Annotated in this window: 17 protein-coding genes; 6 read left to right on the top strand and 11 right to left on the bottom strand. The window is 63.8% G+C overall.

Features of this window, described 5'->3' with window-relative positions; all coding sequences use genetic code 11:
• Window positions 1-18: 18 nt before the first annotated feature.
• Window positions 19-1,518, bottom strand: coding sequence for a Na+/H+ antiporter NhaA (gene nhaA, locus RDW26_RS07345; RefSeq protein ID WP_307983092.1), 1,500 nt, complete (start codon window positions 1,516-1,518; stop codon window positions 19-21).
• 397 nt (window positions 1,519-1,915) lie between these two features.
• Here nhaA and hpf point away from each other — a divergent pair, with 397 nt between their 5' ends.
• Window positions 1,916-2,473, top strand: coding sequence for a ribosome hibernation-promoting factor, HPF/YfiA family (hpf, locus tag RDW26_RS07340; RefSeq protein ID WP_307983091.1), 558 nt, complete (start codon window positions 1,916-1,918; stop codon window positions 2,471-2,473).
• Between the two features lie 438 nt (window positions 2,474-2,911).
• Here the strand turns inward: hpf and RDW26_RS07335 are convergent, their stop codons facing one another.
• The 3 genes from RDW26_RS07335 to RDW26_RS07325 form a co-directional block, all read right to left on the bottom strand.
• Window positions 2,912-3,130 (bottom strand): acyl carrier protein, encoded by a 219-nt coding sequence (locus RDW26_RS07335; RefSeq protein WP_294415812.1) that lies wholly within the window; start codon window positions 3,128-3,130, stop codon window positions 2,912-2,914.
• Between the two features lie 245 nt (window positions 3,131-3,375).
• Window positions 3,376-4,758, bottom strand: a complete 1,383-nt coding sequence (locus RDW26_RS07330) for a folylpolyglutamate synthase/dihydrofolate synthase family protein (protein WP_307983090.1) — start codon at window positions 4,756-4,758, stop codon at window positions 3,376-3,378.
• A gap of 126 nt (window positions 4,759-4,884) precedes the next feature.
• Complete coding sequence (locus RDW26_RS07325) at window positions 4,885-5,499, bottom strand: uracil-DNA glycosylase (protein WP_307983089.1); 615 nt, start codon at window positions 5,497-5,499, stop codon at window positions 4,885-4,887.
• A gap of 379 nt (window positions 5,500-5,878) precedes the next feature.
• Between RDW26_RS07325 and RDW26_RS07320 the strand changes: the two genes are divergently transcribed.
• From RDW26_RS07320 to proC, 3 genes are all read left to right on the top strand, one after another.
• Entirely contained in the window at window positions 5,879-6,739 is an 861-nt protein-coding gene (locus RDW26_RS07320; protein ID WP_307983088.1) for a TIGR02452 family protein, read from the top strand.
• A gap of 21 nt (window positions 6,740-6,760) precedes the next feature.
• The gene (locus RDW26_RS07315) at window positions 6,761-7,519 is read left to right on the top strand and encodes an alpha/beta hydrolase-fold protein (protein WP_307983087.1); all 759 of its coding nucleotides are present in this window, start codon (window positions 6,761-6,763) and stop codon (window positions 7,517-7,519) included.
• Between the two features lie 120 nt (window positions 7,520-7,639).
• The gene (gene proC, locus RDW26_RS07310) at window positions 7,640-8,431 is read left to right on the top strand and encodes a pyrroline-5-carboxylate reductase (RefSeq protein ID WP_307983086.1); all 792 of its coding nucleotides are present in this window, start codon (window positions 7,640-7,642) and stop codon (window positions 8,429-8,431) included.
• Between the two features lie 354 nt (window positions 8,432-8,785).
• On the opposite strand, the gene alr is transcribed toward proC, so the two are convergent.
• Window positions 8,786-10,252, bottom strand: a complete 1,467-nt coding sequence (alr, locus tag RDW26_RS07305; RefSeq protein WP_307983085.1) for an alanine racemase — start codon at window positions 10,250-10,252, stop codon at window positions 8,786-8,788.
• Between the two features lie 524 nt (window positions 10,253-10,776).
• On the opposite strand from alr, the gene RDW26_RS07300 reads away from it, so the two are divergent.
• The gene (locus RDW26_RS07300; RefSeq protein WP_307983084.1) at window positions 10,777-11,412 is read left to right on the top strand and encodes a zinc ribbon domain-containing protein; all 636 of its coding nucleotides are present in this window, start codon (window positions 10,777-10,779) and stop codon (window positions 11,410-11,412) included.
• A 654-nt stretch (window positions 11,413-12,066) separates the two neighbouring features.
• Here RDW26_RS07300 and RDW26_RS07295 read toward each other — a convergent pair.
• From RDW26_RS07295 to RDW26_RS07270, 6 genes are all read right to left on the bottom strand, one after another.
• On the bottom strand, window positions 12,067-12,564 hold the full coding sequence (locus RDW26_RS07295; protein WP_307983083.1) for a MogA/MoaB family molybdenum cofactor biosynthesis protein: 498 nt from the start codon (window positions 12,562-12,564) through the stop codon (window positions 12,067-12,069).
• A 168-nt stretch (window positions 12,565-12,732) separates the two neighbouring features.
• Window positions 12,733-13,989 (bottom strand): gephyrin-like molybdotransferase Glp, encoded by a 1,257-nt coding sequence (gene glp, locus RDW26_RS07290; protein WP_307983082.1) that lies wholly within the window; start codon window positions 13,987-13,989, stop codon window positions 12,733-12,735.
• Between the two features lie 446 nt (window positions 13,990-14,435).
• Window positions 14,436-15,710 (bottom strand): amidohydrolase, encoded by a 1,275-nt coding sequence (locus tag RDW26_RS07285; RefSeq protein WP_307983081.1) that lies wholly within the window; start codon window positions 15,708-15,710, stop codon window positions 14,436-14,438.
• 289 nt (window positions 15,711-15,999) lie between these two features.
• Window positions 16,000-16,917, bottom strand: coding sequence for a hypothetical protein (locus RDW26_RS07280; RefSeq protein ID WP_307983080.1), 918 nt, complete (start codon window positions 16,915-16,917; stop codon window positions 16,000-16,002).
• The gene (locus RDW26_RS07275; RefSeq protein ID WP_307980938.1) at window positions 16,905-17,957 is read right to left on the bottom strand and encodes a GHKL domain-containing protein; all 1,053 of its coding nucleotides are present in this window, start codon (window positions 17,955-17,957) and stop codon (window positions 16,905-16,907) included. The genes RDW26_RS07280 and RDW26_RS07275 overlap by 13 nt, the downstream gene beginning before the upstream one ends.
• 12 nt (window positions 17,958-17,969) lie before the next feature.
• Entirely contained in the window at window positions 17,970-18,695 is a 726-nt protein-coding gene (locus RDW26_RS07270; RefSeq protein WP_307983079.1) for a LytTR family DNA-binding domain-containing protein, read from the bottom strand.
• Between the two features lie 490 nt (window positions 18,696-19,185).
• Between RDW26_RS07270 and RDW26_RS07265 the strand changes: the two genes are divergently transcribed.
• The coding region (locus RDW26_RS07265; protein ID WP_307983078.1) for a hypothetical protein at window positions 19,186-21,192 on the top strand (2,007 nt) is incomplete at its 3' end.

Raw genomic sequence — 21,192 nt, 5'->3', positions numbered from 1 at the left:
TGCGGCGCGCTGCGCTCCTTACGCTACGCCGCGGGGGTCGAGCTCCTCGTCTGCTTCCAAATCATGCAGCATCTCGCGGCCCTCGAGCGCGGCCTCGCGTGCCGCGGTGGGCAGCGTCTCCAGGTTGCTATCGGCACCTTCAACAGCCGGGTCCACGAACGCCACGCCCTGCTTCTGGGCGCCGCGCGCCTGCACCAGCAGGAAGGTGAAGCCCAGCACGCCCGCCGCAAGCGACGCCAGCAGGATGCCCAGCTTCGCCGTTGCCACCAACACCGGATCGGTGAAAGCCAGGTTCGCCACGAAGATGGCCATGGTGAAGCCTACACCGCCCAGGATGGACGCGCCCAGCATGTGCTGCCAGTTGACGTTCTCAGGCAGGCTGGCCAGCTTGAGCTTCACTACCAGGAAGCTCATGAGCATGATGCCGAGCGGCTTGCCCACCAGAAGGCCGAAGAAGATGCCGAAGAACACCGGGGAGGCGAACAGCGACCCCACGTCCATACCGACGAAGCTGACGTCGGCGTTGGTCAAGGCGAACAGCGGCAGGATGCCGAAATACACCCACGGGTACAGCTTGTGCTCCAAGCGCGTCGCCGGCGGCACCACCTGGCGCGCCACGTGCGACAAGTGTCGGACGGTTTCCATATAGCGGCCCTGCGCCAGCACGGGCTCCTCGGGATCGAAGGCGCGATTCGCTTCTCGGACCTTGGAGTCGGACCAGGTGGCGAAGGTGCGCAGGTTCACGCGCGAACCGGACGGGATAGCGAACGCCAGCAGCACGCCGGCGATGGTGGAATGCACGCCGGACATATATACGCAGTACCACAGCAAGGCGCCCACCAGCATATACGGAAGCAGCGAGTACACATGCCCCCTATTCATGGCGACTAGCACGGCAAGCACCACGCCCGCGGCCAGCAGCCAGGCCAGCGACGGGCTTTGACCGTAGAAGATGGCGATGACCAGGATGGCGATGATGTCGTCGGCCACGGCGAGCGTGGAGAGGAACACGCGCACGCCGGCCGGCACGCGGTTGCCCAGAAGCGCCAGGATGCCCAGCGCGAACGCGATGTCGGTTGCCGTGGGAACGCCCCAACCGCCAACGGTTAGCGGGTCGGCGGCGTTGAACACCAGGTAGATGGCGATGGGGGCCAGAACGCCGCCGACGGCCGCCATGATGGGCAGCAGAGCCTGACGGATGTTCGTCAGCTCACCCACCGTGAGCTCGTATTTCACTTCCAAGCCCACCAAGAGGAAGAACACGGCCATGAACACGTCGTTGATCACGTGCGCAAGCGACATCTCGACAACGGATTCGCCGAAGAAGAAGCCCACATGCGAATGCCAGAACTCCAGGAACGGCTCGTGCGCGGCGGTGTTGGCCACGATGAGCGCCACCACGGCTGCCAGCAGCATGGCGCCCGCGGCCTTCGTGGACGAATGCGTCAGCTGGATGAGCTTCTGATAGCGATGCTGATGGCCCTGCACCTCTTTGATGTAGATACGGCTGTCGGTCATGTCCTACCTAACTTGCGGGGAGCGCCAAAGCCGCCCGCGAAACGAAGCTTGCTATTTCATGGGCCCGTGGCGAAACGAGCCGGCGGGGGTTCGGAACGCCCCTTTCCGCCCTTCGCGATAGACGCCTTGCAGGCAGCTTCGCGGATTCGGCACAGTCTATCATGGCGGCGTTGCGACACGCCCGGGAACGTGGCGTTGACGTTTTCAAATCGTTTACGAACGAACCCGAAAATACCGGGAATTCGCCGGTTAAATCAAGGTAAAGTGCGCTATGCTGTACTTACAGATTCGACGGAAGGGGATAACCTGCCACCCATCTGGAAAGAACTTTTTACGGTTCTGAGCAGGAAAAACACCGTCGGTCTTTTTTGTCCGCCGCGAAGAAGAGGTGATTGACATGAGCATTACCGTCACCGGACGCAAAATGCCTGTAACCGATGCGCTGCGCGAGTACGCCGAAGACAAAATCGGCAATTCCATGAAGGTCATGGACATCAATCCGCTGGATGCCGAAGTCGTGCTGCATGTGGAGAAGAACCCCGCCAACGCCACCCCCGCTATCTGCGAGGTCACGCTGCGCACCAAGGGCCACATCGTACGCGTGGAGGAGTCCGAAGAGGACATGTACGCCGCCATCGACGTTGCGGCTGCCAAGGTTCTTCGCCAGCTTCGCAAGTTCAAGACCCGCGTGCTCGACCGCAAGCCGCGCGAAGCCGCAGTCGCCCCTGTCGGCGAGTTCGATCCCGAAAGCCTGATGGCTGAATTCGCCGCCGACGAGGAAGTCGTCCGCGTGAAGGAAATCGAGTTCGCGCCGCTGACCGAGGAAGAGGCCCTGGTGCAGATCGACCTGCTGGGTCACGACTTCTTCGCTTACACCGACCGCGACACGAACCTGGTCAACGTGCTGTATCGCCGCGACGACGGCGGTTACGGCCTGCTGAAGCAGAAGGAGTAGCGCGAACGCATCGCATCTGACGAATCGCCAGTACGGGACAAATGCATTTTGCAAGGGGCGGCCTTCGGGCCGCCCCTTTTCGTGGGCGTGGGTGCGCGGTTACAAGCAAGGCATATGGTGCTCGAGCAAGCTCGAGTCCTGACTTTACGGGTCAGTACGAATAGGGCGCGGGCGAATTCGAGCTTTTTCGCAAATGAGCGCGAGTCGCATCAGGGCCTTCGCACCCCTAAGAGACGAAGACGACTCGCACGCTCCGTTGCCCGCTTCCCCGTTATCAGCTTGAAAGCAACAAGCAACGGGAAAAGCGAGGACCGGCCCCGGGCAATTCCGGGGCCGGTCCTCAACATCCGACTTAAAAGCCGGCTTCGGTTATCGCGCTTTAGTTTGCGCAGTTGAGCACGTTAACATGGGGCTAACGTGCTCGATAAGCGTTGCGGCTTACAGGGAGTCGATGTACTCGACCAGCTCGCCGACGGTCTTCAGACCCTCGGGCTCGCCGAAGTCCACGTCGCACTTCTCCTCCAGGTCGCAGATCAGCTCGACCATGTCCAGGGAGTCGATGCCCAGGGAGTCGAACGTGGAGTCTTCGTTAACGGACTCAGGGTTGATGTCCAGGTTCTCTTCCAGGACTTCCTTAACGGTGTCGATGGTAGCCATGATGGCGGTCCTTTCTCAAACATTGCAATGTTCGTATGGTAGCACACGCCGCGCCGCGCACCCGGTTTTGCCCCGCGTCCCACACGTACGAACCATACGTGTTACGCGGGTGAACCATGCGGGCGGCGGGAGGCCGAGGCACAGGCAAATCTATGGTTAACCCCTACCCCTAATGCGGACCCCGCAGAACGAACGCTCGAATCGGCTTCCAGGCGAAACCTGGCGCCGGGAGACGAACGCGAGCGCTATTCGTCCGCGAGCAGCCCCGCTTCCCGGAGGGCCTGCTTGGTTTGCGCGATGCTGTACAGGCTCCCGAATGCGCAGATGATGCCGTTGGGGCCGGCGAGTTCGCCGGCTTTGCGGGCGGCTTCGGCGTAGGTTTGCGCTGCGCAAATGGGCAGGTTTGCGTCGATCGCGGGCGATTCCGTGGCTATTCGGGCGGCTTCTGAGGCGTATTCCGCGGCAAGCAGCGCTCGGGGATTGTCGGGAGTCACGGCAACGAACGCGGCAGCATGCGGCAACACCGTGCGCAGCATGGCGGGATGGTCCTTGTCGGCCATGACGCCCGAGAGCAGCACGGCTTTGCGGCCGGCGAACACGTCCGCCAGCGAATCGGAGAGCGCCTGGGCACCCTGCGGGTTGTGACCACCGTCGATAACCACGGTAGGTTTGCCCGGCACGTGCGGCAGCACCTCGAACCGGCCGGCCCAGCGCGTGGCGGCAACACCGCACTCGATAGCGGATTGCGGTATATCCCAACCACGGCGCTGAAGCGCGAACACGGTTTCTAAGGCCAATGCGGCGTTTTGCGGTTGGTAGCTGCCCAGCAACGTGGTTTCGTAGGCTTTGCCCTTGTAGGTGAAGGGGCGCACGACCGAAGGCTTTCCGGGTTCGACCTGCGCAGGGTCGAGATGGCGGACGGGCGCGATGTCCAGTTCGCGGAAATCGGGCTGCGCGACCGTGCAACCTACCGCGCGCGCCGCCGCTTCCACGGCTTCGGCGGCCTCGGGTTCCTGCGGCCACGAAACCACGGCGCTTCCCGACTTGATGATGCCGGCCTTTTCCGTGGCGATCTTGCCGATGGTGTTGCCGAGCAGATCGGTATGGTCGAGGCCGATGCGCGTGATAACGGCGACGTCGGGGGCCGCGATGACATTGGTGGAGTCCAGACGCCCGCCAAGGCCAACTTCCAGCACCGCAACCCGACATCCCACCTGGGCGAAATGCAGAAGCGCCACCGCCGTCATAAGCTCGAACTCCGTTGGGTGGTCACCGGTTTCCACCGACATCTGCTCAGCATGCTCGCGCACTTGCAGCGTGACGCGCTTAAGGTCGGACATGCCGATACTCTCGCCATCCACGCGGATGCGTTCCTCGAAGCGCTCGATGAACGGGCTGGAGAACCAGCCCACCCGATAGCCAGCGGCTTGCAGCACGTTGGCGATATAAGCGCACGTGCTACCCTTCCCGTTCGTGCCCGCAACATGCACGATGCGCAGATCGTTCTGGGGATTGCCCAAGCGAGCCAGCAGCTCGCGAATACGGTCGAGACCCAAGCGCGACGCCTGCCAATGGGGAGTGTTGATATAGGCGATGGGATCAAAGTCTTGCGGGGTTGTTTGCGGCATACGGGATTCACCTTGCTCGAAAGTCCATTGTTCGTTAGCAGGTTAGCACGGGATGACAACCCAAGCCCCAGCATGCGCAGGTTCTCCAGGCCGTTGGGAAATTGCCGGTCTTCTCCCCTGCTGCGGTTACTGCCCGTTTCGCTGCTCTGCCGCTCTCGCCGCCTGAGCCTTTTGCTCGTCTAGTTGATGCAGCAGCTCGCCTAGGGTTACGAAGTCGTTTTCCAGGGCCTCGCGTTTTGCGCCGTCGTAGAGCGCGGCAGCGGGGTGGAAGATGGGAAAGACGAGAAATTTGCCCGCCCGCTGTACGCGGCCGTGCAGGCGCGTGATGCCCACCTGCGTCTTCAGGACGAACTGCGTAGAGAACTTACCGAGCGTGACCAGGACTTCCGGGTCGATGGTACGCGTTTGCTCGCGAAGAAACGGCGTGCAGGTTTGGATTTCCTCGGGTCGCGGGTCGCGGTTTCCGGGAGGGCGGCACTTCAGCACGTTGGCGATGAACACGTCCTCGCGGCGCAGACCGGCGCACCCGAGCAGCTCATTGAGGTAGTGCCCGGCGGCGCCGACGAACGGCTCGCCCTGCAGATCCTCGTTTTTGCCCGGTGCCTCGCCTATGAACATCACGCGCGCATGAGGGTTGCCCACGCCGAACACCGTTTGCGTGCGACCGTCGCACAGCGGGCAGCGGCGGCATGATTCCACCTGCACGCGCAGCTCATCGAGCGGGATATGCGGTTTCGGCATGATGTGCCCCTTTCCGTGCGTCGAACGGCGACGTGCCCACCGCGCGGCTGGTGAGTTTGCGAACCGCGCAAGCACACAACGTTTTTCTTGGTCAACAGCCTAGCACAACAGCGGAAAACTAGCGGCAGACTAAACAACGCGCGGAAAAGCCGATTCGTTATCGACGAAGGCGGCTCACAAGCCTGCAAGATAACGAGTTTTTGCCCAAATGAAGCCTCGCTGGTTCTGGGCGGTTTTAAACCACCGTTCGCGCGCCGCCCGCGGGCAGCGGGGCGCCGTTGCTAACGGTTGCGTTAAATCGCGGAAACATCGGGTGGCGGCGGGCCTGCCAGCTGCTACGATGGAAAATAAGTCGAATCATCTGCCTTAAGGAGAAACCATGCCTACACGCGATGAGAGAAAAGCCGCCGCCGCAAGCAACCTTGCGCTGATGCGCGGGGCATTTTCCAAGGACACCCAGGAAACCATCGACGCCGCGATCATCTATGAAGATGGCGAAGGGCGCGAGCTGGAACTGCCCGAAGTCGAGGAGGGCGCGACAACTACCACCAGCGTGACCAGCGATTTTACCGTGAAGGCGGTGCACAGCGCGAAGGGTAAGACCGTGGTCGTGGACCCGTGCTCGTTCATGCGCCCGGGCGGCGCGTACGAGGACGGCGCGTTCGGGCCCGAGCAGATCCTGTGCTCGGAAAGCAACCTGTACCCGGTTTTGTGCGGCTGCAAAAACACGTATCATGCCGCAAACCGCGGGTTTGCGTCCGGCCAGCTTTACACCGACCGCGCGCTGTACCTACCCCAGGTGACGTTCGTCCACGACGGCGACATCCGCCGCGCCGACGTGCTTGCCATCCCCGAGCCCAACCGCACCCATGCGTTGGAGAACCACCGCTCCGAGCGCGAGGTCGAGACGGCGTTGCGCGGCCGCGTGGAGGCGCTGCTGCGCATCGCCGCAGCTAACAGAGCTGAAACGCTGATCGTGGGCGCGTTTGGCGCCGGCCCGCAGGGCTTCGATGCCGAGGTGGTCATCGAGTTGTTCCGCGCCTGGATCGCCGCGCACCCCGGGGCCATCGGCCACATCACGTTCGCCGTGCCGCGCGCCGTCCTCGCCCCGTTCGAGGATGCGTTCGGCGAAGAGCGCGAACCCGAGCCCGTTGTCGTCGCACCCGCCGAAACCGAAGAGGACGACGAGGACGATTTCGACCCCAACGACCTGCCCGAAGGCATCACGTTCCGCTCCTAATGCATCGGCTCAAAGCAAAACATGGGTAGCGAAGACATAGTTAGGGAGTTCACGGTTTGCAGCAATCACGTGACCGCGCACGTGCCAATGCATTGCGCAGGCGAAGCGCACTCTGATGCCGACGAGGGCCGATTCGGCGAAACAAGCCCGGCCCTCCCGGACAGTCTTCCGGTGGTTTACCTGCATGTTCATGATGGCGATGGGTCCGAGGTGCTGCGGTTGTGCCGTGAGCTTGGCTGTCGGGAATTCGTGCTTGCCGCCATACGGCCGCATTGCTGGAACGACGATCTGACGCCTTGGGAATGCCCCGGGCTGTTCGCCGACGACGCCCCGTTTGCGGGCAAAGCGGCCGAACAGCTCCGCCTGCTTGAAAGCGAGATCATCCCTCGCGTCGAGGGGGACGCGCCGCGCAAACCCGAGCAACGTGTGCTGGCGGGCTATTCGCTTGCAGGGCTGTTCGCCACGTGGGCCTGCTTCAACAGCGCGTCTTTCCGATGCGTCGCAAGCGCATCGGGGTCGCTATGGTACCCGGATTTCACCGGCTACGCGCAAGCAACCGAGTTCGCCCGCAAACCCGCCTGCGCATACTTCTCGCTTGGCAGCAAGGAGGCACGCACGCCCAGCAGGCTTTTGCGCAATGTGGCGCAAGGCACGCGCGATGTCGTCGAGCTGTTCGAGGCCAGAGGCGTGCCCACCGTCTTCGAGCAAAACCCCGGCAACCACTTCAAGGAACCCGCCCTACGTATGGCAAAGGGCATCGCCTGGGCGCTGGGCAGATAACCTTACCGCTCGGCCGCTTCGCCACACGCGCGCTTCGTCACACGCCGGACATGGCGATGGCGTAAAATCATCTGCAACGCGAATCGCGGACAACGGGAGCAACACGGCAAAGGAGACGCAATGGACGCAAGCACCGCACGCATCGGGTTCATCGGGTTCGGCAACATGGCCCAGGCCATGGCGAAAGGGCTGGTGGAGCACGCCGGCTTCGATGGCGGCCGCATCACCGCCTGCGCCGCGCACTTCGACAAGCTGGAGACCAGCTGCAAGCCGCTGGGCGCGAACGCCGTGCACACTCCCGCCGAAGTCGCCGAGACAAGCGACCTGATCATCGTGGCCGTGAAGCCCTACATGGTAGCCGACGTGCTTGCGCCGGCGCGCGAGGCGCTTGCCGGCAAGGCCGTGGTGTCGGTTGCCGCGGGCCTGCTGTTCGACTTCTACGAGGACCTGCTGGGCACCGGCAGCCACCACCTTTCCACCATCCCCAACACGCCTATCGCCGTGGGCTGCGGCGTGATCGCCTGCGAGCAGAAGCACTCGCTCAGCGCCGACGAATGGGAGACGTTCGCCGGGCTGTTCGGCGGCATCGCGCTCATCGAGCCCGTTGCGGGACACTTGCTCTCGACCGCCAGCGCCGTCGCCGGGTGCGGCCCCGCCTTCGCCGCCATGTTCCTGGAATCGCTGGCCGACGGCGGCGTGAAGAACGGCCTGCCCCGCGCCACCGCGTATCGCCTGGCGGCGCAGATGATGGCCGGCACCGCACAGCTGCATCTGGCCACCGGCACGCACCCCGGCGCCATGAAGGACGCCGTATGCAGCCCTGGCGGCACCACCATCAAGGGCGTCGCCGCGCTCGAAGCCGCGGGCCTGCGTAACGCGCTCATCAGCGCCGTCGACGCCACGCTGCAGTAGCGGGGAGGCATCACTCGCCAGAGAGAACGCCACGACGAAAGGCGCCGCAAACGGAAACCGAAAGATTCCCAAGGCGCCATCCCGGCGGCAGTGCGCATCGAAAAGCGTGGCTTCAACCCCGACGAACCTAAAGCCATGCTCAGCCAAAACCTGCATATACGAGAAAAGCTCCCATTCCCGATAGTTCGGAAATGGGAGCTTTTATTCGCTCATCAGAGGCGCTTGGGTTTTGCCACGAAACCCTATTTGAGAGTCGCTCAAGCCAAAAAGTGAAAAAAGGGGGTTCGCCGTTCCTCGACTTGTCGAAAGACTCAAGCCTAGCTCACCATCACGGTGCAATCCCCGCTTCCCCGTCTACACGTAATAACGCGGCATGCGCTGGGCGAAGCCGATGCACAGCTCGTGCGGGATGGTGTTCAGGGTTTCGCACATCTCCTCGATGGTGACCATGGCGTCGCCTTGCTGGCCGACGATGAGGACCTCGTCGCCCACCTGGGGATCGACGCGGCGACGACGCGCGTAGCTGCGTAGGTCGACCTCGAACATGCACTGATCCATGCAGATGTTGCCCACCTGGCGGCAGCGCACGCCGTCGACCAGGAAGTCGGTGCGGCTTGACAGCCCGCGGCGCAGGCCATCGCCGTAGCCGACGGGCACGGTACAGATCTTCACGCTGCCGGGGCTGCGGTAGTTCAGCCCGTAGCTGACGCCCTCGCTCATGGGCACCAGGCGCGTGTCGGTGATGCGCGCGTGCACGCTCATGGCCGGGCGCAGCTCGATGAGCGGCGTGGTTTCAGGGCAGGGCTGGTAGCCGTACAGGCCGATGCCCAGGCGCACCATGTCGAAGCGCACGTCGGGGTAACGGATAGCGGCGGCGGAGTTCGCGCAGTGCACGATGCCGGGGTTTATGCCCGCCGCGCGCAGCCCCTCGACGGCTTCGATGTAGCGCTTCGCCTGGATGTGGAAGTCGAGCGTTTCCGGGCAGTCTGCCGTGGCGAAGTGCGTGAACACGCCCTCAAGCTCGAGCGCGCGGTGGAAGCCGATCTGGTGCATGAAGTTCACCACTTCGTCCCAGCGCACGCCGATGCGGTTCATGCCCGTGTTGATGGCCAGATGATACGGCGCGCGCAGACCCATGGAGTCTGCGGCCTCGGCATATTTGATGGCGAACTCGGATGAGTACACCGCCGGCATGATTTTGTACGCGAGCAGCAGCGGAATAGCGCTGGCGGGCGGCTCAGCAAGCATGAGAATGGGTGCGTTAACCAGACCTTCGCGCAATTTGATACCCTCGTCGACCGTGGCGACGCCCAGGTAGTCGGCGCCGGAGTTCAGCGCCGTCTTCGCAACACGCACCGCACCGTGGCCGTATGCGTCGGCCTTCACGACGGCCATCATGTGACGACCCGAGCCGATCATCTTCTTGACGGCGGAGGCGTTGTGGCGGATGGCGTTCAGGTCGATTTCCAGCCAGGCCCAGCGGCGGTCTTTCTCAGGGATGGTTGCCAGCTTCTCGGGGTCGAACTCCACGCGACCCTCGGGGTTTTCGCCGTCTGCGGAATATGCTGCCGCCGTTTCCTCGTGATCGCGGTTGTACTGGAACGCGCCTCGCACCTCGTTGGAGGCGTCGGATGCCGCTTCGCGCTCAGTCAGGAAGCCGTTCACCCCGCGACGAGGCGTTTGCGCAGGCGCAGGCTGGCCGGCATGAGCCGCGCGCTGGGCTTCGCGCTCGCGGATGGCGTCCGCCGCGCTGGTACCGCCCGCCGGCTTGCGGAACGCGAAACCGGTGAAACCGTTGGGAAGCTGAGTATTGTCTGCCATGTTCTGCACCCTCTTGAAACCATTGCTTTGCCCGAATGCGCAGGTCGGCGATGCCGATTCGCGGCGAAGCCGCAGCGCGCGACGGGTCTGTCGTATAGCGGACACAAGTATATCACTGGGGAAATGCGGGAACGCTTCTGCGCAAACCCTGCAGATACCGGCCGGCGGCAGGCAAAGCGCCGCCTGACACTTGGGGACGGAGGGTTATCCGTCCGGAACCCGACGCTTGGGGACGGAGGCCCTTCCTTCCGAGAACGAAGCATGAACCATCCGCTCAAATACCGAACTCCGCCGAGGGGAATCCGCTTGGCGCGACCAATCGGCTTGCAACGCGCCTGTACGACGTACGCTTTCGCACCCCACTCCCCTACGTTTACCGGGATTATGCAACGCTATTCCGGCGGAACGTCCATAAAAACTGCACCGATAAGCTACAATAAGCACAAGTGGTTTACGGGCTGGCAGCGGTTCGCAATCAATCCATTCGCAAAGCCTGCCCGGGACAAGAGAAATGGAGTACCGCCATGCTATGCCCCAACTGCGCAACCGAGAACGTCGCCGACGCGCAATTCTGCGGCAACTGCGGAACGCCCCTGAACACCGCCGCGCCGGACCCCGAAGCGCCTGTCGCACCCGAAGCACCTGCCGCGCCCGAGGCTCCCGCAGCTCCTGTCGCACCTGCCGCGCCGGTTCCGCCGGCCGCACCCACAGCGACCGCCGCACCGATTCCTCCTGCAGCGCCAGCTCCGTCAGTCGCCCAGCAGCCTGCGGTCGCACCGCAGCAATATGCTGCCGCTCAGCAACCCGCCGCGCCGCAATCGCCCTACGCCGCTGCCCCGCAGCAGCCGTACGGCACACCGCAGCCGCCTTACGGCGTTCCCATGCCTGAGAAAACATACGTTGTGGAGGGAAGCAATCAGACGCTTCGCCTCATCGCGTTCATCATGAACATCGTGGCCCTGGTCGTCATTGGAATCGGCGGCATCGCAACGCTCGGCATCGGGCTGGTCCCCTTAGCGTGGGGCATTCCCATGACCGTTCGCTCTTGGGGCGTCTACAAGGGCAAAAAGCCCAATACCGTCGCCCTTGGCGTTTGCACCCTGTTGTTCCTGAACATGGTTTCCGGCATCCTGCTGCTAGTCGCCCAAAAGGACGAGTAATCGACACGCGCTTCACCAGGAGAAACGACGCGATAGGTTACGAAATGCGAAACGACATGATATATCGCGAAACGCAAGACGGCACCGCAGCATAACGCGCGCCCCAATGCAAAGCGGGTCCCAATGCTCAAACCGAGCTGCGAGACCCGCTGCTGTATTCGCGCTACAACAATCGCGAAGCCCCCTTGCACGCATTGCCTTCAACATGCAGCTTGCGGCAAACGGAAGCCAGCACCATTTCGCCCGCGGGCAGACACTTGGGAGCACAGGACGATCTGTCCGGAAAAAACGCACTGTACATTTCGCCCGGCAGGGTTTTGTTTGCGGCGCAAGAATCGCTCGCTTTGTCCACCTGTGGCCAAAGCGAGCGATTCTTGCTTGTTTACACGCTACGTGGCGGACCTTTTCAGCGATTTTTTGCTCATGGAGAGCCATTTCTCCCAAAAACCGCACTTTTATGGGCTATATCCCGCGAAGAATCGTTCATCTTGTCCAGAGGCGACCAAAATGATCGATTCTTCGCAGTTCACGAAAGAAAACGCCCGCTTCGGCCGCGATAGGCTAAAGCAGGCGTCCTTCGCGCTATGCATTGCTGCGCACCTTGGTAGCTACCGCAGCTCCAACCTTAATGGCGCGGCGGAAGCGCGCTGGTCTCTAGTGGCCGCCGCCGGCCATCATCTTCACGGCGTGCGGAAGGGCGGCCACGATGCCGTCCAAGTTCTCGCGGGCGGCCTTCTCGCTGCCCGGAAGGTTCACCACCAGGTGCGTGCCGCGCTGCATGCACAGCGCGCGCGAGAGCATGGCGAACGGCGTGATGGCCAAGCTATGGGCGCGCATGGCCTCGGCGATGCCGGGCACGTTGCGGTCGCACACGGCCTGCGTGGCCTCGGGCGTGACGTCGCGCAGCGACAAGCCGCTGCCGCCGCAGGTGAGCACGATGTCGGCGTCGATGGTGTCGCACGCCTCCACGATGGCGGCGCTGATCTGCGGCACCTCGTCCTTCACCACCACGTGGCTTTTGCATACCCAGCCGTTGTCGGCGATGAGCTGCTCGAGCGCCGCGCCGGCGGTGTCCTGCTTCATGCCGCGCGTATCCGAGCAGGTGATGATGGCGAACGTGATGGGCGCGGACGCGTGATCGTGTTCGGTCATTGTTCCTCCTTATATAAAGGTTAAGCGCCGGCGAAGCGTGTGCCGGCTGTCTCGGCTGCAGGCCTTCCCGCCCGCAGCCCGGCTTGTCAGGATCGGGCGTTTCCCGATCATCGGGGCAGCAGGCCTTCCGGCCCACGGCCCGCCGTCAACCGATCGGGCAAGCGCCGGTTACAGGCACACGTCCTCGTTGACGTCGAGCAGGATGCACTCGACTAGGCTGCCCGCCGTGCGGCCTTCCCCGCCTTCGGGCAGGACAGCCAAGCAGTTGCTGCGTTGGATGACGCCGAACAGGCCCGAGCTCTGGTTCTTCGCCGGCTCGACCGTATAGGCGCCGTCGGCGTCCTTCGTGATGGTGGCGCGCAGGTAGATGCGGCGGGTGTCGCCCTTCTTCGCGTCGCGCGCAAGACGTGCCTTCACGAGCGGGCGCTGCAAGTTGGAATACCCCTGCATTTTGCGCAGCGCCGGGCGGATGAGCATCTCGAAGCCGCAGTAGGCCGCAGCCGGGTTGCCCGGCAGGCCGAACACGGGCGTGCCATTGACCAGGCCGAACGTCTGCGCTTTGCCCGGGCGCATGTTCACGCGGGTCATGAGCAGCTCACCGGTCTGCTCGACGCAGGGCTTGATGAAGTCGAAGTCGCCATCGGAGGCGCCGCCGCTCGTGACCACGAAGTCGTACTCGCGCACCGCTTCGAGCACCGCAACCTTCAAAGCCTCGAGCGAGTCTTCCACGATGGGCAGCATGGTGGGAAGCGCGCCCGCGGCGCGCGCGGCCGCGGCCAGCGCATAGCCGTTGGAATTGCGGATCTTGCCCGCGGTGGGAACCTGGGTGGGCGGCACGAGTTCGCTGCCGATGGAGATGATGGCAACGCGCGGACGACGCGGGATGGGAACCTCGGTCACGCCGCAGCCGGCCAGAAAGCCCACACCAGCAGCGTTGATGACCTCGCCGGCACGAACGACGGCCTCGCCGGCGCGCGCCTCCTCGCCCGCTTCGCGCACGTTGCCGCGCAGCTTGGCAGGCGCCTCGAAGGCAACGCGGCTACCGGGGCGGCCGTCACCTTCCACGTTGCGCACGATTTCGTACTTCACCACGGCATCGGCAGCCGCAGGCAGCGGCGCGCCGGTCATGATGCGCACGCATGCACCCTCGGGGATGTCGCCCTCGAAGGTGTCGCCGGCGGCAACCTCCGCAATGACGTCCAGCTCGACAGGCGATTCGGGGCTTGCGGACTGCAGCTGGGCGGCGCGCATGGCGAACCCGTCCATGGCGGCGTGGGCGAACGGCGAGATATCGATATCGCTTTTCAGGTCGACAGCGGCAACGCGGCCTGCCGCATCCAACACGGGGACCGTTTCCGCAGGCAGCTGGGAAACATACGATAACACCAGGTCACGCGCTTGCTCGACCGAGATCATCTCCGGCATGGCATGTCCTTTCGATTGCGAATGATATTGAACCACTGCATTATACCGCTTGCCGAATAAAACGGCACGGATATCGACAAGTCCATCGCAAAGGACGCACCACGCGCAAACCCCAAGCAGGGGACGGAAGCGTGTTCGCAGCCGAGGACGAGGTGGGGGGTGCATTCTTAAGCTGGGGGCGAGGGGGATCGCGCGCGCCGCCTTCACCCGCGCGGCGCCATCTCTCGCGCGTCGTGAACAAGCGATCGTGAACAAGCGATCGTGAACAGGGGACGGAGACGTGTTCGCCGCCGGGGACGAGGGGGGATGCGTTCACGTTCGCACGGGACGCGCGCGAGATCGGCGGAACGCTGCCACGCGCACAAACCCGAGGGGATGTTGCTCCTCGTGAACACACCTCCGTCCCCTGTTCGCCCGTCCCCTGCTCACACGTTCGCTGAACGGCGCTATTCCTTGGCGCCCGAGAGCATGCGACAGGCCCATTGAGCCGCCACCATGCTGCCCTTGGCAAGCACGTCCTCGTCGACGGTGTAGTGGCAGCTGTGCTGCGGATGGTCGGCTCCCACCTGGGGATTCCTGGTTCCCACGAAGCAGAACACACCCGGCACGATGCGAAGGTACTCGCTGAAGTCCTCACCCGACAGCGTGCCGCGGTAGTCGGCGACGCCCTGCTCGCCCAGCGTGTCGATCACCGCCTGGCGCGCCACCTCGGCGCACGTGGGGTCGTTTGCAAGCCCGGCGTTGCCCGGCTCGAACGTGAAGTGCGCCTTGGCGCCGAACGCGTGGGCGATACGGCTGACGATGCGCTCCAGACGATCGGGAACCTCAGAGCGCAGACGCTCTGACCACGTGCGCACCGTGCCGGTAAGCCACGCGTGGCCGGCCATGATGTTGCGCGCCTGGCCGCCGTGGAACTCGCCTACGGTGACCACCACGGGTTCGAACGGGGAAACATCGCGGCTGACCAGGACCTGAAGCGCCGTGACCATCTCGGCGCCCACCACCACGGCGTCAACGCCCTTGTGCGGCATGGAGCCATGCGCCGAAACGCCGTCGATGTCGATGCGGAACCAATCGGTGTTGGCCATGCGCTGCCCGGGCGCGCAGGACACGGTACCGGCGGGCACTTCGCTCCAGATATGCGCGCCGTAAATCGCGTCCACGCCCTCGAGCGCGCCGGCATCGATCATGGAAAGCGCGCCGATGGAGATCTCCTCGGCGGGCTGGAAGATGATGCGCACCTCGCCTACCAGCGAATCGGCGGCATCGCGCAGGATGCGCACGGCGCCGAGCATCATGGACATGTGCGCGTCGTGGCCGCATGCGTGCATGACGCCGGGGTTCTCCGAAGCGAAGGCAAGGCCCGTCTGCTCGGTGACGGGCAGCGCGTCCATATCGGCGCGCAAGGCGACGCGGCGCGCCGGGCGCCCATCGGCGTCGTATGCCCCGGGCGCGGTGCCGGCGATGGTTGCGATGATGCCGTTGTTTTCAAGCTTTCGGTATGGGATGCCCAGCTCATCGAGCTGTTCGCACAGCAGCTTCTGCGTGTTTGACTCATGACCGGATACCTCGGGGAAACGATGGAGCAGGCGGCGCGCGGCCACGATGTCGGGCTGCGCGGCGGTGCCCAAACTGCGAACGAGGTCGGCGGTTGCGGCACCCGCCTGCGGAGTTTGCGCGACGGCATAAACGGCGGGAAGCGTGGATGCGGCATCGGTCATGACGGGCCCCTTTCGAAGGAGTGCGTTCTCTTTTGGTCCGCTAGCCTACCACACGCGGCCCCGCCTGCCCGCCACGCGATGCGCCATCGGCGAGAAGTAACCGAAACCGCACATGAAAACGCGGAAAGGCGTGCGGGAGCAGGCAACGGAGAGCCCGGTCGGATGACCCACGAGGCGGCGCGGGTGCCCAACCCGCCGACCTGCCGGCAGCGGCGGCGGCGTGACGGCCGATCAAGCTACCCGGCACCCGCTCGGCCCGGCGCGGGCCGCACCCGTTCACCACGCAATGCTATCGCACGTCTAGCTCCTTCAGCATGGCGTCGATATGCTGCTCGGCTAGCTCGAGCTCGCCGCGTTCGGCCAGAGCGTTAGCCACCTGAACCTGGTTGCGCAGGTCGTGGCGCAGGCGCGCCGAGCGCTGGGCCATGTCGACCGTTGCCTGATAGTCCGCCAGATATCGATCGAGCTCGCCGTTCAAATCGGCGGCGCGGGCATCGTCGCGCACCTTGCCGCGGAACCTGCCCACCGCAAGCAGTAGCACGGCGTCCGCGCCGAAGCACAACAGCATGAGCAGGCCGAATAGGCGCAGCAGCAGCGAATCGCCGCCGCACGGCCCTACCGCCACGCTGAAGCACAGTGCCAATAGCAACGCCTGGACCACGGAGAACAACGCGAACGACGAGGCGATGACCGACGAACGGCGCGACGAGGGCGCGGAGGCGGCGGCCCCTTCTTCCGGATAGAACCTCCGAACCAACGCGGTAAGGCCCCAGAACAGCGCTATCTCCACGAACACCTCGAGCAGCATTGCGCATGCGAACAACGTGGCGTTGGCTGCAACCGTTGCGTAATCGTGAACGGTAGCGCCCGCTAGGATATCGAAGGTCATATCGAGGAACAGATCCCCGGGCAGCACGATAACCAGGCCGAACGCCGATAAGGTGACGCGCCGCGCCAACGTCCCCCTTCCGAACAGCAAAGGAGCCGCGGCCATGAGCACGCCGAGCAACAGATCGGCAAACTCGGCCAAATACCCTCTCACGCACAGGGCAAACACCATAAGAGACAGGCCAACGGCCCAATATGCCCACCGATTCCGCAGATGCAGGATGCGGGATTCGAACCCCAGATACACCAGCCACGTGGGCGCGACGACGGACAGCACCACGAACGCACCCGCGGGAATGCCGAGGATCATCGGCTCCATTCGTCATCACCCCCATCCTGAGCGGCCCGGTCTTGCTTCAAGATCACGCGCACGCGGTACACGCCGTCGACCTTTCCCGCCTCGAACGTGCCGTCATGGCGTCGCGCCACCTCGCGCACGATCCCCTGCCCCCAACCATGCGGCACGGACAGATCGGGAAACGGGCTTGCCGTACCGTCGTCGCCTTGATGGCCGACATCGCCCGACGGCGGACGGCTCGAACCGCCGGCGCCGCCTGTCGCCGAAACGCCTTCAACCCGTCCCCGTTCCCGAGAAGGCGGGCAGCTGTTCTCCACATCGACGACCAGGTACATTCCCCACAAGCGCGCGGCGGCTTCGACGCGACGCTCCCCGTCAGGTGATTTCGCACAGGCATTGAGCGCATTGTCCAGCAGATTGGAGAACACCGCGCACAGCTCCACGCCAGGCAGCTGGATATCCGCAGGGATATCCAGCTCAGCGCAGAAGGATGCACCCAAGTCCTTTGCCGCACGGGCCTTCTGCTCCAGCAACGCATCCACGGCGGGGTGCTGGCAGAATCGCTGGGGCCGCGTTCCGATAAGGGAGATGACGTCCTCCAGGCTTTCGCCCGCCTTGCCTGCTTGATCCGCCCGCAAGTCGGCGCGCGCCTGCTCGAGCCGCTCGCGAAGCTGATCGCGCAACGCGCTGGCCTGGTCGCGCTCGTGGCGGGAACGTTGCCGCAAGGCGCTTTGCACCTGCAGCTGTTCTTGGAGCATGTTCACCTTGCTGGACGAATCAAACCATCGGCACGCCTGGTCGAGCGCGCGGAACAGCAGCAGGTCGACCGGCCCGCATACGATACCGAGCACGATGAGCGACGCATACACCCCAGCCGGCAGCTCGTAACTTGCAGAGCACGCCAAGGGATACGCAATCAGGCAGATCTGGCTTAAGGGGAATAGCATGCACAGCAGCTTCTGCATAAGCCGCGCGCTGCGGAGCTTCGTTATGAAGTTGAAGGCGACGACCAGCAGATACGCCGCCAAAACGCAAAGGACGGCGATCTTAAGCGAGGACATGCTGCCGAACGCCTACCGCGCGTTGAGGCCGACGTAGTGGAAGAACGAGTCACGCACCGACGTGCGTTGACGCTGGCTGACGGGCACTTCCCTGCCCGAACGAAGCAGCACGCTGCCCGGGCGCAGCTCAACGATGCACGCCATATTCACCAGATAGCTTTTATGACATTGGACGAAGCACTCGGGCAGCATGTCGAGCATCTGGCCGAGCGTGGCGTACGTTTCGATGCATTCTCCGCGCACGGAGTGTAGGCGCACCTTGCGGCGCTCGCTTTCGACGAACTCCACCTCGGCGGGGTCGACCATGGTGACCGTGCCGTTGTGCTGGATGGCGACGGGGAGCTGACGGGTGTCCTGCAGATTGGACAGCGCCTTATCGAGCGCGGCGTCGAAGTCGGACTGGTTGATGGGCTTGAGCAGAAAATACGTATGCTCGGTCTGATAGACCGACGTGCAGTACTCGACATGGCCGGAAATATAGACGACCTGGGTGGAGCTGCCCGCAGGAAAATAGCGGCTGACCAGCTCGATGCCCGAGGGGTTGCTTTCGCCTAAATCGATGTCGGTGAGGAAGATGTCGACGCGATCATCCGAGGCCATAAGCGCCTCGAACGTGGTGACGCCGGATATGATGTCGACGTCAAGCCGCGACCTGCCGGGGTATTTGGACAGCATGCTGCGGAGCACCTTCTGGTACTCCTCGTTGTCCTCCAATGCAAGAAGGTGAAAAGCCCCCATCGTACACCCCGATCCCGATTTCCCGAATTCCCGAATTCGCAACAGCGGTCACCCGCTGTTCCTATTGTTCACCTCAGATTATATACAATAAGGCAGAACCCCCCCCCCTCAGATTTTGTCCAAATGCAACAAAATGCCTGGTAGAAGGAACAAACGCAGGTTTTTCAGTAGCAAGCGCAGGCGTTTTGGAAACGAACGAGGCACGATGCGACAGGGCTAACGGAGCGGATGGTTGGCGAACGGTTCAAGTGTCGCGATGCCAACAGGAGGATTCCGCTCCTACCGGCCCGGAGGAGAAGGTTTTTCGCTTTCGCGGCTCGGAACACGAGTTTTCCCGATACTGAACACACCTCCGTCCCCTGTTCACGTGGGAGCGATGCATAAACAGCGACGAACGGCAAGCTACGGCATGGCATCGGAGGGGTGCTTGTGCTGTGAATATCGAACGCAGGGTCAACCGGCTTCGAGCGACCTCACTATAATATGTCGGATGAACAACTACGAACATACCGGCTCCTCGGCGGGAAAGCACGCCGCACAGCGTCCCGATTTGGAACGCGTGCAGCTCAATGCCGCCGAAAGCCCTTACCCCACCGCCCCGCGCAACGTGCGCGAGGAGCAACGTGCCCAGGCGCAGCGCCAGCACGCGGCGGCCGTGGCGGAACAAGCCGCGCAATCGGCCGCGACGACGCAGGCGATTCCCGGGCAGCAGCAAACCCAGGCCATTCCGTGCCAGCAACCTACCGAGGCCATCGGCGGCGCACGCCGCGGCAAGCACGGCCGAGCACGCAACGCGCAGCAGGTGCGCAACAACTGGGACGCCCAGCCGACGCAAGCCGTCTACGGGCAGCAGCCCACGCAGGCGATTCCCGGGCAGCAGCCCACCGCCGCCATGCCGGGCGCCCAGGCAACCGAGGCCATGCCGCGCGGCAAGCACGGCAAACGCTCCCGCAACGGCAAACCCCGCAAGAAGAGCTTCGTCACCCGCAAGGTGGAGGCCTGGTGCTCGCGCGTGCTCGGCGCCGTAAGCGGCGACGGCCTGGCCGAGCAGGAAGCCGAGTATGCCTCCGGCCGCACCACACGCGACTACGTGTGGAACACGATAGGCGTAGGTCTGTGGGGCATGGTGTTCCCCGTGCTCACCATCGTGGTCACGCAGCTGGCCGGCGCCGAGCAGGCGGGCATGTTCTCGCTGGCCTTCGTCACGGCGCTTCTGCTCATGTTCGCGGGCAACTACGGCGTGCGAAACTTCCAAGCATCCGACCTTGACGAGGAGTACTCGTTCGCCGATTACCAGGCCAACCGCGTGCTCACCGTGGTCATCATGCTGGTGGCCGGCATCACGTACTGCAAGTTCCGCGGATATGCCGACCAGATGTGGCTCATGAGCCTGGGCGTGTACCTATACAAGGCGGTAGATGCCCTGGCCGACGTGTACGAAGGCCGCCTGCAGCAGGTTGACAAGCTCTACCTTGCCGGCATCTCGCAGGCCTTCAGGTCGGCAGCGGCGCTCATCGGATTCTCGCTTGCGCTGCTCATCACGCGCAACGTGGGAGTGTCGAGCATCGTCATGGCCGTCATCGCCGCCATCACGTTCGTGGTGTTCACGTTCCCGCTGGCCCAGCTTGAGACGCCGAAGTCGCGCAGCGCGAACGCCAAGCGCGTGATAGGCCTGCTCAAGCAGTGCTTCCCGCTGTTCGTGGCGCTGTTCATGTACAACCTCATCGACAACATGCCGAAGTTCGTCATGGAAGGCGCGCTGTCCTATGACAACCAGCTGTACTACAACGCGCTGTACTTCCCCGCGCACGCCATCCTGCTGACCAGCGGCTTCATCTACAAGCCCATGCTGCTGAAGATGGCCAACGCCTGGGCGGACCCGGCCAAGCGCAAGAAGTTCGACCTGATCATCGTGGTGATGTTCGTGATCATCGTGGGTATCACCGTGGTGGTCGCCGGCGCCATGAGCTGGTTCGGCCTTGCCATCATGAGCTTCCTGTACGGCATCGACTTCGAGCAGTACCGCGGGCTGTGCTTCGTGATGCTGGCGGCGGGCGGCGTGACGGCCGGCATCGAGTTTCTGTACCAGGTGATCACCGTGCTGCGCCGCCAGCGCGCCGTGACCAAGCTGTACCTGATCACCTTCGGGTTCAGCCTGTTCGTGCCCGTGCTGCTGGTGAACTTCACGGGGCTGCCCGGCGCCGTGATCGGATACCTGATCGTCATGTGCATCTTGCTGGTGCTGCTGGTCAGCGAGTACGCGTCCATCCGCATGGACCTGCATCGCAAGCTCACCGGCAAGGCCGCGCCCGACGCCGAGATGCCGCGCGCCGCGCGCACCGGGGCCATGGCGCCCGTGCAGGTTGCGGGGGCAGGAGAGCAGGCGGCTGCGGGCGTAGTACCGCAGGCTGCCGTCGCGCCAATGCAGGCGCAGGCGATGGCTGGCAGCGCGGTTCCGCAGGCGGCTGGCGTGCCGATGCGGGCGCCGGCAGCGCAG

This window comes from uncultured Senegalimassilia sp. (assembly GCF_902464545.1).
In the GTDB taxonomy this organism is placed as follows: domain Bacteria; phylum Actinomycetota; class Coriobacteriia; order Coriobacteriales; family Eggerthellaceae; genus Senegalimassilia.
Note: the sequence above shows the minus strand (reverse complement) of the source record. Positions and strands in the feature narration are given on the sequence as shown.